At 58.6% G+C, this 15,401-nt stretch carries 16 protein-coding genes and 1 CRISPR repeat array (1 of these 17 cut by a window edge); of the genes, 7 read left to right on the top strand and 9 right to left on the bottom strand.

What is annotated here, in order from left to right; translation table 11 throughout:
- Window positions 1-126: direct repeats of the CRISPR family, unit length 28 nt; unit sequence GGTCTATCTCCGCGCACGCGGAGGAACC; it reaches 1,000 nt to the left of the window's first position.
- Window positions 127-185: 59 nt separating this feature from the next.
- The 8 genes from cas2e to cas3 all read right to left on the bottom strand — a co-directional run bounded on the left by cas2e (window position 186) and on the right by cas3 (window position 8,839).
- Window positions 186-479: a type I-E CRISPR-associated endoribonuclease Cas2e gene (gene cas2e / locus GbCGDNIH8_RS08835; RefSeq protein ID WP_072572893.1), complete on the bottom strand. Its 294-nt coding sequence runs from the start codon at window positions 477-479 to the stop codon at window positions 186-188.
- A complete protein-coding gene (gene cas1e / locus GbCGDNIH8_RS08830; RefSeq protein WP_072572892.1) occupies window positions 479-1,378 on the bottom strand; it encodes a type I-E CRISPR-associated endonuclease Cas1e in 900 nt (299 codons plus the stop codon). The genes cas2e and cas1e overlap by 1 nt, the downstream gene beginning before the upstream one ends.
- Before the next feature lie 3 nt (window positions 1,379-1,381).
- Window positions 1,382-2,125 (bottom strand): type I-E CRISPR-associated protein Cas6/Cse3/CasE, encoded by a 744-nt coding sequence (locus GbCGDNIH8_RS08825; RefSeq protein WP_072572891.1) that lies wholly within the window; start codon window positions 2,123-2,125, stop codon window positions 1,382-1,384.
- Window positions 2,125-2,862 carry a type I-E CRISPR-associated protein Cas5/CasD gene (gene cas5e, locus GbCGDNIH8_RS08820; protein ID WP_253735996.1) on the bottom strand — a complete coding sequence of 246 codons (738 nt, stop codon included), beginning with the start codon at window positions 2,860-2,862 and terminating at the stop codon, window positions 2,125-2,127. Before cas5e ends, GbCGDNIH8_RS08825 begins: the two co-directional genes overlap by 1 nt.
- Complete coding sequence (cas7e, locus tag GbCGDNIH8_RS08815) at window positions 2,829-3,989, bottom strand: type I-E CRISPR-associated protein Cas7/Cse4/CasC (protein ID WP_072572889.1); 1,161 nt, start codon at window positions 3,987-3,989, stop codon at window positions 2,829-2,831. Before cas7e ends, cas5e begins: the two co-directional genes overlap by 34 nt.
- Entirely contained in the window at window positions 3,982-4,575 is a 594-nt protein-coding gene (gene casB, locus GbCGDNIH8_RS08810) for a type I-E CRISPR-associated protein Cse2/CasB (RefSeq protein WP_072572888.1), read from the bottom strand. Before casB ends, cas7e begins: the two co-directional genes overlap by 8 nt.
- Window positions 4,562-6,127: a type I-E CRISPR-associated protein Cse1/CasA gene (gene casA / locus GbCGDNIH8_RS08805; RefSeq protein ID WP_072572887.1), complete on the bottom strand. Its 1,566-nt coding sequence runs from the start codon at window positions 6,125-6,127 to the stop codon at window positions 4,562-4,564. Before casA ends, casB begins: the two co-directional genes overlap by 14 nt.
- Window positions 6,128-6,289: 162 nt before the next feature.
- The gene (cas3, locus tag GbCGDNIH8_RS08800; protein WP_157692606.1) at window positions 6,290-8,839 is read right to left on the bottom strand and encodes a CRISPR-associated helicase Cas3'; all 2,550 of its coding nucleotides are present in this window, start codon (window positions 8,837-8,839) and stop codon (window positions 6,290-6,292) included.
- A 261-nt stretch (window positions 8,840-9,100) separates the two neighbouring features.
- Here cas3 and GbCGDNIH8_RS08795 point away from each other — a divergent pair, with 261 nt between their 5' ends.
- Complete coding sequence (locus tag GbCGDNIH8_RS08795) at window positions 9,101-9,745, top strand: LysE family translocator (RefSeq protein ID WP_072572885.1); 645 nt, start codon at window positions 9,101-9,103, stop codon at window positions 9,743-9,745.
- A gap of 11 nt (window positions 9,746-9,756) precedes the next feature.
- Here the strand turns inward: GbCGDNIH8_RS08795 and GbCGDNIH8_RS08790 are convergent, their stop codons facing one another.
- The gene (locus GbCGDNIH8_RS08790; RefSeq protein ID WP_072573762.1) at window positions 9,757-10,503 is read right to left on the bottom strand and encodes a prepilin peptidase; all 747 of its coding nucleotides are present in this window, start codon (window positions 10,501-10,503) and stop codon (window positions 9,757-9,759) included.
- Window positions 10,504-10,772: 269 nt separating this feature from the next.
- On the opposite strand from GbCGDNIH8_RS08790, the gene rpsP reads away from it, so the two are divergent.
- From rpsP to leuD, 6 genes are all read left to right on the top strand, one after another.
- The gene (gene rpsP, locus GbCGDNIH8_RS08785) at window positions 10,773-11,117 is read left to right on the top strand and encodes a 30S ribosomal protein S16 (RefSeq protein WP_072563579.1); all 345 of its coding nucleotides are present in this window, start codon (window positions 10,773-10,775) and stop codon (window positions 11,115-11,117) included.
- 37 nt (window positions 11,118-11,154) lie between these two features.
- Window positions 11,155-11,727, top strand: a complete 573-nt coding sequence (gene rimM, locus GbCGDNIH8_RS08780; RefSeq protein WP_072572884.1) for a ribosome maturation factor RimM — start codon at window positions 11,155-11,157, stop codon at window positions 11,725-11,727.
- On the top strand, window positions 11,724-12,521 hold the full coding sequence (trmD, locus tag GbCGDNIH8_RS08775; RefSeq protein WP_072572883.1) for a tRNA (guanosine(37)-N1)-methyltransferase TrmD: 798 nt from the start codon (window positions 11,724-11,726) through the stop codon (window positions 12,519-12,521). Before rimM ends, trmD begins: the two co-directional genes overlap by 4 nt.
- 28 nt (window positions 12,522-12,549) lie before the next feature.
- Complete coding sequence (gene rplS, locus GbCGDNIH8_RS08770) at window positions 12,550-12,939, top strand: 50S ribosomal protein L19 (RefSeq protein WP_025320274.1); 390 nt, start codon at window positions 12,550-12,552, stop codon at window positions 12,937-12,939.
- Window positions 12,940-13,290: 351 nt separating this feature from the next.
- On the top strand, window positions 13,291-14,706 hold the full coding sequence (gene leuC, locus GbCGDNIH8_RS08765; RefSeq protein ID WP_072572882.1) for a 3-isopropylmalate dehydratase large subunit: 1,416 nt from the start codon (window positions 13,291-13,293) through the stop codon (window positions 14,704-14,706).
- Window positions 14,706-15,332 (top strand): 3-isopropylmalate dehydratase small subunit, encoded by a 627-nt coding sequence (leuD, locus tag GbCGDNIH8_RS08760; RefSeq protein WP_072572881.1) that lies wholly within the window; start codon window positions 14,706-14,708, stop codon window positions 15,330-15,332. Before leuC ends, leuD begins: the two co-directional genes overlap by 1 nt.
- The last annotated feature ends 69 nt before the right edge of the window (window positions 15,333-15,401 follow it).

The following is a 15,401-nucleotide window of genomic DNA, read 5'->3' as shown; positions in this document are numbered from 1 at the left end:
AACCCTGCGCGGCAATGCTGTCTCCCGGCTGAACAGGGGTCTATCTCCGCGCACGCGGAGGAACCATAATCTCGACCGGGCACCGGCTGTTGACACGGGGTCTATCTCCGCGCACGCGGAGGAACCTCTTGCCTACAACACATTGATACTTATTGACAATGTCAAAGAACGGTATGTTTCGAAGGTTAACTTTTCCGCACAAGCAACACCCCATCGGCATCGATAATCTCCTTGGGGGCGTCGCCAAGGGTGCGAATTGCCATGCCTCCGGGGGATTTGGCATCAGGCCACGCCAGCACGATGGCGCCACGGCGCAGTTCGGAATACCATTCTGACAGCACCGCCCAGGTGCGCTCACGCACCGCTGAGGATAGTTGTGGAGAAAGATAAACGCCAGCAGAAAGCTCCAGCATGATCGAGGTAAGATAACCGCGATATCGCGCTTCCACATCCCTTGTAATGACCAGAGTGGCTGGCATCACTCATCATCCTCAAGAAATGGGATGGCCTCTGCCTCTTTTTCGAAAAGCTGTTTCAGTCGCTCGATCATTTTCGGAATGACGGAGCGTTCCGCCAGAGCGCGTCCGGTCTGGCGTCGGGTGAGACGTTCGATATTCTCATGACCACGTTCGGCCAGCTTCGCTGCGGCGAAAGCGGTCGGGATGGTGACAGTGTCCCGAAACAGGTCGGAAATATCCAGCACCAGGGACTGACCCGGGTCTTCATGGATAAAGCCAAGTTGAGGAATGGCTCCGACAGCAGCACAGGCGATGGCCGCAGCGGCCTCCATCGCGGTGGCGGCATGGTTCAGCGCCTGATTGGGCAAATCGGCGGCAGTCGGATTGGCGCGGTCATAGCGTCGACCATGCCACGCAATCCCGGCACGTTGCGCAGCGAGGCGATATATCTCCTTCATCCGCGCGCCCTCGATTCCGCGCAGCACGGTTATATCGCGATGAGGCAGCACTTCGCCGAGGCGCCATGCATACATGCGCCGGGCGACATCCACCCGTTTTTTGGGGTCCGCCCACAGCATCGCCTGTCGCCGCGCCACAGCCGAGCGATCAGGCCCCAGCGGAGGTGCTGTATAAAGCCTCACCCCGTCCTCTCCCACCGCTGCCAGAGCGGTATCGGCACGCGCGAGAAGACGGAGCGCATCATGGCTGACGGTCGAGCCGGGTCCGAGCAGGATCATCGAGATACTCTGCACTGGGATACCGTATTCGCCGCTGGGCAAGGTCTCGTCTTCCTCCGGCCCGCGCAGGAAGGCGAGAGTGCCATCCCGCGCCACCAATTGCCCGCGGGCCAGATACAGCAGGCCGGCACGGTCCGCATGAGGGATACGGGAAGAGTGAAGCCCGAGCCGCCCCTTCAGCATCAATCAACGATCCGGCGCAAGAGCATCCGGCGGACGGAGCATCATCATGCCGTATCCATAAGCGCTATGTCTGCCGATGCCTTTTCGAAGTGCTTCAAAAAACTGTACAGGATCACTAATGACCATCGTGCCATGGATCGTTGCATCCGGTCCTTCGATCCCTTTGCCGTTACGCAACACGCGCCGACGCTGAAAATGCGCCAGTCGTGCTGTTTCCAGCGTGGCCCAGGGCATGCGTTCTTTCAGCCAGTCTACATAGACATTCTCGCGAGAACGGTTGGCTTCTTTCATGCCGCTTTTGTTGTCAGCATGATCATGAAGCGCTTCCGCAAGGAACGCATCACGTTCCCGTAATTTTTCTACGTCTTCGATTTTTTCAATAGATGCACGACGGACCGGCCTTATTCTGACGTCGAAGCCGATCCGCTGCCCCATTTTTGCTTCTGGCATCGCCTTGCTGCGCAGGCGCTCCAGAGAGACAACTTCCATCATGTCCGGCGTGATCGAGAAACGCGCCTGCTCCGCCAGTGTCGCGGCATCCTGATCGGCATAGCCGTAAAGTGACCAGTTTGCCTGTTCCGGCGTAAACACCCGGAATGGTTGAAGGGCCTGTCTGCCAAATATTTGAGTCAGCAGATGATGCAGCACGGCATCGTTATCCTGAGTGCCTTTCGGACCAAAGCCACGATTCCCGGCCCATTGCGCAAAGGAGCGGGCCTCAATCGGCAGATGGATCAGATGGAGCATCAGCGTCGTGTAACGGGGGTAATCCGTTCCTCCTCAACGCGTCGCGTGCCGCCATGCAGCCCGCTGCGCCAGTTACGTCGGTCGGCGAGACTCTTCCCCTCGCCGGGTGCGGCAGGCCATTGCGCACGCAGCAGTCCCTCGCCGGGAACTGCGATCAGAGCCGCTTTGGCATTCTCTGCTTCTACCCATCTGTTCTCCTCCTGGGCAGCGAGCAGATAATCCGCCGGCAGACACGGCTTGCGGCCGAAAAACAGGGGGCGGGCCGGCTTCAGCAGCGCTTTCGCGATGTCATCCAGCGTCGGGGCTTCTTCAGCAGGGGCAAGATGCAGCACAACAGTCATCTGCATATCCGCGTGGTAGTCTCGCTGGCGGATATGGGTGCTGGCTTCTCCTGTGGCTGCACCGTCGCGCCCTTCGACACGTCCGCGTGTGGTCCAGCCGCGATCATTGCTGCCGAGCAGGGCGGTCTGGAAATCCGTCATGCGTCCGAGCAGCGGTTCCTGTTCGCGTCTGGCCCCGAATACGATCCGCTCCTGCAACCGGTCAAGTTGCGGGGTATCGGTACGATCAAAGCCAAGTGCATTGGCCAACAGGCCGGTAACCGCTGACAGAGCCGGAAAGTCGCGCGTGACACCGCGTGAATCGATGATTGTGCCACCGAAGCTTGCAAGCGGTGCGCGCCATTGCAACACCAGCCAGCGCATCATGCGGCTTTCAGGATGGTATCGCGTACCCATTGCATCAGCTCCGGCAGAGAGGTGCGGCTGATCTCTTTAATACCGGGATCATTGCTGAGAGACAGCAGACGCCTGTCTTCTCCGGTTTGATAGGCGGTATCAAAGGCTTCAAGTTTTTTATGAAGTTTCTCTTCCGCATCTTCAACGGTTGGCTTGGCTGGATCACGGAATGCTTCTGCCAGAGAACGCGGCTGACGGTCCCCAGCCTCCACCAGCATGGTAGTGGCATAGCCATAGGGTGCGGTCGAGCCGAGCTTTGCACCGGGTGAGACTGTAGCGATCTGGCCAATCAGACGTGCAGCCACTTCAGCCGCCATGTCGCGATCAGCAGCCAGCCAATTGCTTGCGGCAACGCCGGTCAGGTTGGAGACCAATGCAGGAACATCGATGACGACATAACCGTAAAACAGGCCGGAGGTCAGTTCGGTCTCGCCGATATGGTCAGCCCCGGTATCATCCACGCCTGCGAGGTCATCGACCACGGCGAAATAATCGCTTTCTGCCTGCTCGGCATGGGTAGTGAATGCATGGGCTACGTGCACAGGGGCATCGATATTCGCCTCAGGGTCGGAGGTGACCATGCGCCCGAACAAGGCAGATGTCAGGCCGCCGGGAAGCGACACAGACTCCCGCATGACCTTCATGGTTTCATGAAATGATTTTTCCTTGGTAAAATCTTCTGCGGCTGCCTTGGCGGATTTGGCATCGCCGGCCGAGTTCGCAATCTGTGCAAATTGCTCGGCCAGATAACGCAGTTCAGGTGCGCCAAACAGAAGAGGTTGGCGGTTGCTTTTTCCTTTGGCTGCATCCTTGCCATACACGGCAACCTGAAAAGCAGGTTCAATCGCATCCAGAATATCGGCAGCAACTTTCCCTTCAAGCGGCTCACGCAGCCGCTTCGTGACCAGATCACGTGAGCGAACCGCTTCTTCCGCGCCTTCAATCCGGTGGAGAGAAAAAGTGCCCTCATCTACACGCCAATGCCGTTTCAGGCATTGTGAGGAAATGCGGGTCCGCACAGCGTTGCCATAAGGAAGGCGCTTAGCCAGTCCGCTATCGTCGCGGTTCAGAAGTGAGGCTGTGTAGCTATGCAGGGTATGAATCTGAAGAAAACGTGGCTCAGGCATTGGCCGTCTCTTTCTCTTTTGCAGATTTTTTGTCGCAAGCGTGGTAATAATCTTTGGCCAGCTTGCGCAGCGGATTATCGGCGGCACGTAAATCGTGATGCTCTTGCGCAAGCAATCGTGCGATATCGTACATGTTAAAACGTGCCCGTGCTGCTGACAGCACATGGATCAGCCTCATCATCATCTCCCGCCTTTGTACGAATGGGGCGCTGAGCAGACGGACAACCCGTATTTCAGGAACATTAGCGTCTGAGAGGGCCTGTCCCAGTGATAGTTCGGGATCATGAGCACTGAGCTTGAAGTCTTCCTTTTCTCCAGATCGTATGACTGGTTGTCCGGTCGGTGTCAGGCGAGCAATGGCAATCATCACCCATTCCCAGGCCTGTTCATTATCTTTGGAGTGTGGGATCCGATGCTGATCAAGTTTCTGGCTATAAAACAGTCTCCAGAATTCCGGGCATCCATGGCCTGGAATTGCCCGGCGGAGTGATGCAAGATTGCCAGGGGAAAGTTTTGCCAATTCAAGGGCAAGCTTAGAGATAACCTGGTCGATATCCTGCTTGGTCTGATTTTTACTGTCTGACATCAGCCGCTTCTTTCGGAGGAAAAATCGAGGTGCGGTCGTTTACGAAAGGACTTTTCTGAGACCAAAGCATACCACGAAACACGCGTGGTGCGCGAACCCCGGCCCGCCAGCGGTTTTCGACGGGGCAGGAGATAGAGTCCGATGCCTCAATAAGCAGGTGTTCAGCATAATGGATCAAGTGGCGCAGATAAGGTATTTTACAGTCATCGCCTTTTTCGAAGCGTTGCTGGATCGTCTCGAAAAAGCCGGCATCAGCCTCAGCTTCCAGACGATCCGTATAGGGGCCGGCACAACCATAATCATCTTTTGATGGTTTTTTGTCTGCTCCACCGATAGATACTATGGCGCAGCCCTGACGCAGGGCAGATGTAATATGTGCAATCTCTTTCTGCTGTTTATCCGCGATTTCTGCCAGTTCCAGTCGTCTGGTATCATCATTGATGGCATCAATGATGCGGCGCTGGGTTGGAATGATGCGTTCGTGATAGCCTTCAGTTTTGCCTTGACCCCGCACCATGCCGCGCGCGACCAGAAGCATGTCGCGCTCATCGGGCAAAAGCTGCATTGACTGGGGGAGTCGTGCAACACGTTTCTGCGCTTCTCCAAACAAAAGTCGGCATAACACCCGGTAGGAAAAACCTCGCGCATCCAACGAAAAAGATTTTCCTTCGCTGTCATAAATCGGTGCCCAGAAATCCCCTGTGATTCCATTGCAGGATTTGGCTTCGATCCGTGCAACTGCGGAGCCGACATTGAGAGCAACGATATGCTCATCAGTTCCCTGAAACAGACGAACCCGACGGCAGATTTCGATAAACCATGGATCGAGTTGATCGAGTGACAAACTGGTCTTGCCATCCCAGGGCTCCAGCCAGAGCAGAGCCAGCCCCTCCTCATCATAATCCTGATACATGTCAAGCAGCTTGTCCCGCCCGGCCAGCATGGCACGGATATCGCGACGAAGATGAGCGCCGATCCCTGCTTTTGCAGGCGCCAGCCCCAGAAAGGGCCGAGCGGAAAAGCCGCCGTTCATGCGGGCAATTCCGTATTTTGTGGCCCCGCTATAGCCCTGCATTGTTTGCAGGCTGACCAGAGCAAATACCCATTCGTCAAGCCCGGCTTCAATGGCGACTTCAGCCTTCAGGTCAAAATTTTTCGCGGTGATCAGAATATCCAGCGCATCCGGCGTATAGACCGTATTCTTCAGCACCTCGCGCTTTCCCTCAGGAACCGGTGGCTGAAGAAAGGCAGGCTTTGAGAGATCCTCAACAATCAGCGACCATGGTTCCTCCGCCTGATCGGTGAGGTCAAGGAGCAGATCTTTCCATTCTTCCTCTGTCTCGGGAATGGCGCTTTGATCGGCACGATGCAGCGCAATGGCTCCAAGCGCTGCCAGAAACATATGCCATGCGTGTTGCTGATGCGGGCGCAGGGCAGTAAAACTGTCCACTTTGTCCAGCATCAATGCGGCCAGAGCGCCCGGCAGGGTCAGAACATGATTTTCAGCTCTGATAACAGTGCGAAAAACCGGATGAGACAGCAGACAGTGCATTCATTCAACCTGAATGAGGAGGATATGAGGTTAGCCAAAAACAGTTATGAGACAAACCGATTAACGATGGAAAATCCCATCTTTTAAGATAAAATTCTCCATAGAACTACGAATGAGAATTTAAACTCTGTCAACATGGAACACTGACATTTTGGCTTCTTTTTATGTGTTCACAGATCGTGTCAGGCCAAACCTGGTGTAGCTCAATCCGGCAGGGTCAAACACAAGCTGCTCCGGTGATGGCTGTATCCATTCGGCCCCTGTTGCGGTGGCAATGCTGGTATCCACCCAATGACCGGGCACGAATATCTGCGTCACTTTTTCTCCGAATGGCCCTATTGTCTCTGGTGCAAAAAGGAGTGCCGTACGGTCTGCACCCAGACGGGTGACAATATTCGTATCATCCGGGAAACAGTCACTCATACTGCCGTCAAAGGCTCGTGTGCGGTCGATCAGGTTCATTCGCCCGATTGTGCCCTGTGCGCTGTGCCCTCCCACAACCACGTTACGCTCGTTGGTCCATGCATTCCCGAGTTGTTCTGCCAGTGCGGTAAGAGTTTTTGGATCAGTACCTGCTTCCACAAGACGTCGATTATCTTGAGGAATAGTCCAGATAGCTCCCTCACCGATTATACGCCTTACGGCTTCCAGGCCGGTGAGGTCGGTATAAACGCCGCCTCCATCGCGGCTGATCCCAAGGCCGAAGTGAAGTAAATTGATCTCTGGGGATAATGCTTCCGGTACCAGCACGATGCATCGGGCGTTTCTGAACGCATCGGGCCGATCATGACGACCAGCATGACGATGCAACCGCCCGATCCGTTGCAGTAATACGTCGATCGGGCACAGATCGGTAATCATAAAGTCGGCATCGATATCCAGACTTTGTTCCACTGTCTGGCTGCCGCAGATGATCCGGCCGCCACAAACGGAGTGTTTGCCCATTGCCTGCTCAACCGCATGATCCAGCAGAAGCCGGTCCTCGGCGGCAAAGCGGCTGTGGTGGGGGCAGCGTATACCGTTGACGGATAAAGTCGGGGCATTGGCATCCAGCGCCTCGATCGCTTGCTGTGTCGCAATCACCTGATCGACCGTATTGCGGATCACCAGCACGCGCGCGCCTTGTCGTGCCGCTTCCAGCGCCATGCTGGCAATTGCGTGTGGCTTTGCAATCAGGGGAGCCGTGCTGATGGAAACTGTTTTCTGATATTCTGTGAGTTCAATGCCAAGATGAATTTCCTGTTTCTTTTTCTTTTCTCCTTCTGCCCAGCTCAGGGATGGATAAGGAGCCTGTATTGTATTGGATGAATCGGCTTTGCCCGTTTTTTTGGCCCCCAGCAGGCTGGCGCGTGTCGCTGAGCCAAGTGTCGCGGACATCAGCAAGGCATGGCCGCCATGGGCCACATGATTCTGCACGATCCGGTCCATCACCGCGCTCATGTAACTGTCCGAAGCATGCACTTCGTCGATGACCAGATAGCTGCGGGCAAGGGCTGCACTACGAAAATGCGACCATTTTACCTGTAACCCCGAGAGCATGACCTGATCAACCGTGCCTACCGCAACCGGTGCAGCCAGAAAACGGCGTGAGGCTTCGGCAGCCCATCGTGCCTGCTTCTGTGCTTCGTCCGGATTGTCGGCCCATTCCACGCGATAGCCGGGGAGTGCCCAGCCTTCGGCAGTCCCGGCCTTCATGTATCCGGGCAGCGCCAGAAAGCATTCGCCGCCGAAGGCTGCCTGTACGGCGTGATTGATTCGCCGATGAAGTTGTGCTGCGGCGGCGCGGGTCGGGACGGCAAAATACAGACCATCCACCAACCCGGCCCTGAACAGGCGCAGGAAGCGCAGAAACGCGGCCTCCGTCTTGCCGGAGCCGGTTTCGGATTCGAGCGCGGCGAGGCGTATGTCCAGAGACAGTTCCAGCAAAGCCTGCTGCATCGGGCGCAGTTTCGTCCCTTCCGCCCAGCCGAAAAGTTGCCATGGCTCAACCGGTTTCAGCGCCTGCCGCAGCCGGAACACGTCCATGTTGATATTGCGCAGGACATCCGCCGCCTTTGTGGCGGGGCGTGTCGTGCGATCAAGAGGAAAATCGCACTCACGCGATCCGATCTGATCGGCCAGTGCTACCAGACCGGCAAAAAAATGCTGAAGCTCTGTATGAAGCGGCAGCTCAGGGCCGGGGCCGAAAGCATCAGGGTATCGGGCACGGCAGGCCTGCCCGATGGCTCTTGCGGCTTCGGCTGGATTGTATCCTGTCCGGGCGGCCCAGTCTGATTTCACAGGCTCCTGACCAGAGGCCATGATCGGCTTGCCGTGATGGGCCAGTGCCGCCAGAAACAGGCTGCGCATGGCCTCACCCCATTGGCTGATATCCTCCCCCAAACCGAGCGCATCTTGCAGTCCGGCTTCTTTTCTCCAGAGGGCATGATAACCTTGCAGCAGATGTCCCGTTCTGGCTTTTGTCAGGATTTTTGCCTGAAAACCGCTGCTGAGTTTTCCAATGTCGTGCAAAAAGGCCAGTGCGCATAGACGCTGGATGGTGACATGATCCGGTTCCTTTTCGATGATCGCGGCCAGCCGGGCACGATAAAGCGGCAGATTGAGCAGGGCTTCAAAACAGTCGCCAACATCACCGAGATGCGTGATCAGTGGCAACCAGCAATCCGGTTCCGCAAATTTGGCCCAGGGAAAAGGGGGAAGCACAACAGGCATGAACGTGCCCTTTGATGATGCCAAAGCGATGATTATAAAACGATACGGTATCGGATCATTATTCGGCTGGTTGTGCCAGGTGGCAATGGAGGATTGGAGAAAAAGAGGAATCAAATCCTCGTGATTGATGGTTATGCAAATTATCTTTTGTCAGAAAGATTTCTTCCCGGCTGACCTGCTTTGTTGTGAAGACATGGATGCGCTGAAAGTCTTTCTGATAGGAGAGATGCTTTCGCGGCAACCCGATGGAGCAGACAGGTCATGGATGCATTTTCGGCCATCATGCGCTTTTCTGCTGCGGCCGCTCTGCTGACGGTCACGCCGGGGCTGGATACGGCTCTGGTTTTGCGGACTGGAACTGTCGAGGGGCCACGTCAGGCGGTTCTGGCCGGCGCAGGCGTTTCGGTAGGGGTGTTGAGCTGGGGAGTAATCACGGCGCTGGGGCTTGGTGCGCTGCTGGCGGCGTCTGAATATGCCTATCGTGTGGTGCAGATAGCCGGTGCTCTGTATCTGGCATGGCTTGGCGTAAACATGCTGCGCCGGGTGTTTTTTGGCGGTGGGCTTCCTGTCGTGCTTCCGGTGGAGCAGGAGCGCCAGGTTGCAAATCCCAACTGGTTTCTGCGCGGGATGATGACCAATTTGCTCAATCCCAAGGTTGGCGTTTTCTATGTCAGTTTTCTGCCGCAGTTTCTGCCACCAGAGCTTCCGGCTGTTTCATTCGGAGCGCTGTTATCCGGCCTTCATGCCTGTATGGGGCTGGTATTTTTCTCTGCGGTAGCGGTGGCGACCATTCCGTTGCAGCGTCTGTTGACACATCCTGCGACATCCCGCGTGCTGGACGGCATCACCGGCACGGTGATGATCGGTTTTGCGGCGCGGCTGATAATGGAAAAGCGGTCTTTGTAGAGGCTCTGCGGCTACTCGATATCCTGAAACATCAGCAGACGCACGATCCAGATTGCGGCGGCCAGAGCGGGGCCAAAAGGGATGGCGGTATGTCGGCTGAATCTGCTGCCTCTGAAGGCTCGGATGGCGGCATGGATCAACCCGCCAAGCGCAGCCAGCAACAATATGCCGGGCAGGGCGGTCAGTCCGGTCCATGCTGCTCCGGCGGCAAAAAGTTTGGCATCGCCCGCTCCCAGCCCCTCCCGTCCGCGCAGAAGACGATACAGCAAGCCGAGTAACGCAAGAGCGCCATATGCCACCACGATCCCCGTTACACGCGGCCAGAGCAGGGTGGCGGGGTCAAGCCATATTGCCTCTCCCATCCCAAGAAGGATGAGCGGGAGGGTCAGCATATCAGGAAGCCGCCAGTGACGCAGATCAATGCAGGCCAGCGTCAGCAGCGCCCAGCCGAGCACGCAATCCCCTGCCACAAAGGGATTGTTGATGCCTCTCATGGCACAGGCGCAGACAGCCACTGCAAGGGCGGCGCACTCGATCATCGGGTGAAACGGATCGATGGGACTGCCACACTGCCGACATCGTCCACGTAGCCACAGGAAACTCAGCAGCGGGATTATCTCGGCCGGTGACAGATGTTGGGCGCAGTGTTCACAGCGGGAGCGACCGAAAACAATGCCATGGGCATCCGGCCAGCGCCTGACCAGCACCCCGATGAAACTGCCGATGACGGGCGCGATCAGTAAAAGCAGCCAGCCCATGCGGCTGCCCCCTTGCTGTGTGGTAAGATCAGGATATTCGTTGCCTGAAACAATATATAAACGGGTCGTTCTGGACACTGGTGGTACGGAGGCTCATGACCGCCTTGCATGAAGCGCGGAGCGAGGTTGGCAGCTTTCCTTGACCTGCGCCGATCTGTTCCGTTAGAAGGCGTACCGATTGTCCGAATTGGGCACCGCCGCTCCGCGAGGGTTCGCGCAGCGGCGCGTTTTCGTTTGGATGCAGTTCAGAGCCACGTGGGAGTGACCCGATGGGCCTCAAGATTCGCCTTGCCCGTGCCGGCGCCAAGAAGCGTCCGTACTACCATATTGTCGTTGCCGACAGCCGCGCCCCGCGCGATGGCCGCTTCATCGAGAAGCTGGGCAGCTATAACCCGATGCTCCCCGCCGAGCATGCCGAGCGCGTCCGTCTGTTCGAGGATCGCATCATGCACTGGCTGACCGAGGGCGCCATCGCCACTGACCGCGTTGCCCGTTTCCTGGGTAAGGCCGGTCTGACCAAGATGCCGACCTGGAACGAGCAGCCGAAGCAGTCCGCGCCGAAGAAGAAGGCGCAGGAACGTGCGAAGGCCGCCGCGGCTGCCGCCGCTTCCTGATCCGGTTCGTCCGTCCTTTTAAATCCGGTTTGTCCGAATGTCGCGCGATCTCATCCTGCTGGGCGTGATCGGTCGCCCCCACGGGGTGCGCGGTCTGGTGCATGTTGTCAGCCACACGGCCGATCCTGATGATCTGACCGCGTATGGCTCGCTGCGTGACGAGGCCGGGCGGCATATTATGCTGGACTGGCGCGCGGACGGGCTGGCCAGCATCACCATTGACGGTGTGCCGGTGCAGGATCGTTCCGCGGCGGAGCGTCTGACCAACACGCGTCTTTTCATTACCCGCGACGCCTTGCCGCCGGTGGAGGATGAGGATGATTTTTACCTCGTCGATCTCATCGGTCTGGAGGCCCGTCTGGTGTCGGATGAGACGCTGTTGGGTCAGGTTGCGCAGGTGCATGATTACGGTGCGGGCGCGAGCCTGGAGATCACCCGTTCCGGCGGGGCCTCCATGCTGGTGCCGTTTACGCGGGCAGCCGTGCCGGTGGTGGATCTTGCCGCCGGTCGGGTGCTGATCGACCCGCCGCGGGAAGAAAACGCTCCGGAATTCGGCCAGAATGAGCAGGGGCGGGAGCAGGGTCGCGATGATGGGGGAGAGGCGGCATGAGCGCAGTTTCCTCTCATCATGAAGCTTTGCCTTCCTCTCCCTGGCAGGCCAGCGTGCTGACGCTGTTTCCGGAGATGTTTCCCGGCTCTCTCGGCCTGTCTCTGGCCGGGCGGGCATTGCGGGACGGGGTGTGGGCGCTGCATGCGGAGGATATCCGCGCCCATGCGCCAGACCGGCATCGGACGGTGGACGATACGCCTTTCGGCGGTGGTGCGGGCATGGTCATGCGGCCGGATGTGCTGGATGCCGCGCTCTCGGCGGTCAGGACGGAGGGGGATGAGCGTCCCTTTCTGTGCATGACCCCGCGTGGACGTCCCCTGACGCAGGCGCGGGTGCGTGCTCTGGCCTCCGGGCCGGGCTGCATCCTGCTCTGCGGTCGTTATGAGGGGATCGACCAGCGCGTCCTCGATGCCCATGCGGCAGAGGAGGTCAGTATCGGCGACTATGTGCTGTCGGGCGGTGAGCCTGCGGCGCTGGTGCTGCTCGATGCCTGTATCCGCCTGTTGCCCGGTGTGATGGGGGCCGCCAGCAGTGCGGAGGAGGAAAGCTTCTCCGCCGGATTGCTGGAGTATCCGCATTACACCAGACCCGCCGAATGGCAGGGACGGCGCGTGCCTGATGTCCTGCTCTCCGGTCACCATGCCGAAGTCGCCGCATGGCGGCAACGTCAGGCGGAAACTGTGACCAGGGAACGGCGCCCGGATTTATGGACGGCTTACCGGCTGGGCGATGCCGCATCGCCACATGCCTCTTATCCTGAAGATAATGTTGCGCGCGGTGGCGGCTCGCCCTAATCACCGCATCCAGAGAAGGATCCAAGTCATGAACATCATCCAGACCTTCGAGGCGGAACAGATTGCCCGTCTCGTCAGCGAACGTCCCGTTCCCGAATTCGTGCCCGGCGACACGCTGCGCGTGCTCGTGAAGGTCGTTGAAGGTGAGCGTACCCGCACCCAGGCGTTCGAAGGCGTGTGCATCGCCCGTTCGAACCGCGGTGTGAACAGCAACTTCACCATCCGCAAGATCAGCTATGGCGAGGGTGTGGAACGCGTGTTCCCGCTGTACTCCCCCACCATCGCGGAAATTCAGGTGGTGCGTCGCGGCGATGTGCGCCGTGCGAAGCTGTATTACCTGCGTGGCCGTTCCGGCAAGTCTGCCCGTATCGCCGAAAAGGCGCGCACCACCACGACCGAAACCGCAGCCGCCGAGTAATCGGCTCGCCTGCTTCCATTCCCGGTTTCGCCGGGTGATGGAGACGGGATGCGGAGATTGTCTGGATGGGCGGCCCGGAATGAGGCGGTGCATGACGGATGGCCGGACATGGCAAGGCGGGGGTCTTGCCATGAGACTGTGCCACGTCATGCCGCGTCCTTTCGTGCTGCCATGACGGAAACGCTGAAGAGGGGACACGATCCGGCGGTTGCAGCGCGCGGGCTGTGTCCCCTTTTATTCAGGCGCTGTTGATGAAATGCTCCGTTGGTGGACACTGTCCGCCGGAACGGGGCGATGTGCTTATTCGGGATGTGCCGGATCGTGGTTCGGCCACCCTGACCGGAGGCTCGCATGAAGCGGACGCTGTTCGACAAGATCTGGGATGCCCACGTGGTGGATCGTCTGGAGGATGGCACCTGCATCCTCTATATCGACCGTCACCTTGTGCATGAAGTGACGTCGCCGCAGGCGTTCGAGGGGCTTCGTATGGCTGGCCGTCCGGTGCGCCGTCCGGATGCCACCATTGCCGTGGTCGATCACAACGTTCCCACCAGTGACCGCCGCGCCGGTATTCAGGAGCCGGAAAGCCGTTTGCAGGTCGAGACGCTTCAGAAGAATGTTGCCGAATTTGGCGTGCCCTATTTTGATCTGCTGGATGTGCGGCAGGGTATCGTCCATGTGGTAGGGCCGGAGCAGGGCATTTCTTTGCCGGGCTTTACCATCGTTTGCGGTGACAGCCACACCTCCACTCATGGCGCGCTGGGCGCACTGGCTTTCGGCATCGGCACCAGTGAGGTGGAGCATGTGCTGGCCACCCAGACCCTGTTGCAGAAGCCTGCGAAGAACATGCTGGTCGAGGTGCGGGGCAGGATGCCGCCCGGCACGACCGCGAAGGACATGATTCTGGCGATCATCGGCAAGATCGGCACGGCGGGGGGCAATGGCCACGTGATCGAATATGCCGGGGAGGCGGTGCGGGCGCTGGATATGGCTGGCCGCATGACCATCTGCAACATGTCGATCGAGGCCGGTGCCCGTGCCGGTCTGGTGGCGCCTGATGACGTGACCTTTGAATGGCTGCGTGGCCGTCCCTTTGCGCCGCAGGGCGAGGATTTCGACCGTGCGGTGGAATACTGGCGCTCTCTGGCCAGTGATGAAGGCGCGCATTACGATCGCGTCGTGGTGCTGGAAGCCTCCGAGATCGTGCCGATGGTCACATGGGGCACCAGCCCGGAAGACGTGGTGCGTATTGACGGCATGGTGCCTGACCCTGACCGTGCGACCGATGAAGCGCGCCGCACCCAGATGCGCCGCATGCTCGACTATATGGATCTGAAGCCCGGTGCGCCTATCGCTGATCTGCCGGTCGATGTCGTGTTCATCGGCAGCTGTACTAACAGCCGGATCGAGGATCTGCGTTCCGCCGCCGCTATTGCCCGTGGTCGTCATGTGGCGGACGGTGTGCGGGCGCTGGTTGTCCCTGGCTCCGGCATCGTGCGGCAGCAGGCCGAACAGGAAGGGCTGGACCGGATTTTCCTTGATGCCGGTTTCGAGTGGCGGGAGCCGGGCTGCTCCATGTGTCTGGGCATGAATCCGGACAAGCTGACGCCGGGCCAGCGTTGCGCCAGCACCTCCAACCGTAATTTCGAGGGGCGGCAGGGGCCGGGTGGACGCACCCATCTGTTGTCTCCCGCCATGGCGGCGGCGGCGGCTGTCACCGGTCGGCTGACCGATGTAAGAACCCTGACTGTCGAGGAGACCGTCTGATGGACAAGTTCACCGTCCTGACGGCCATTGCCGCACCGCTGCCGATCGCCAATGTCGATACCGACAAGATCATTCCGGCCCGCTTTCTGAAAACCATCAAGCGCACCGGCCTCGGCGAGCATCTGTTCGATGCGATGCGCTACACCGATGGTCAGGAGAATCCTGATTTCGTACTGAACCGGGAGCCTTACCGTCAGGCGCAGATTCTGGTCACGCATGAGAATTTCGGCTGCGGCTCCTCCCGCGAGCATGCACCGTGGGCGCTGCTCGATTTTGGCATCCGTTGTGTCATTGCGCCTGATTTTGCTGATATTTTCTATAATAACAGCTTCAAGAACGGGATTCTGCCGATCCGTCTGCCACGCGATATCTGTGATCGCCTGATGGATGATGCCGGAAATGGCGCCAATTCCCGCCTGACCATCGATCTGGAGCGTCAGGTGGTGGTGCGTCCGAACGGGGAGGAAATTCCGTTCGAGATTGATCCTTTCCGCCGCCATCTGTTGCTGAATGGTCTGGATGATATCGGCCAGACCCTGCAACGCCGTGAGGCGATCGACCGGTTCGAGGAAAACCGGACCGTGACCCAGCCCTGGTTTCCCCGCATCACGCTGCCTGCCAACTGAGTGCCGGCTGCTTCATACGAGTTTACTGCTGATTGCGCCCCGCTTTTTCGAAAGCGGGCGCTTTTGCGA

It is taken from the genome of Granulibacter bethesdensis, from assembly GCF_001889545.1.
GTDB classification, from domain to species: domain Bacteria; phylum Pseudomonadota; class Alphaproteobacteria; order Acetobacterales; family Acetobacteraceae; genus Granulibacter; species Granulibacter bethesdensis_B.
The sequence above is the reverse complement of the archived record's forward strand: the minus strand, read 5'-3'. Positions and strand labels throughout refer to the sequence as shown.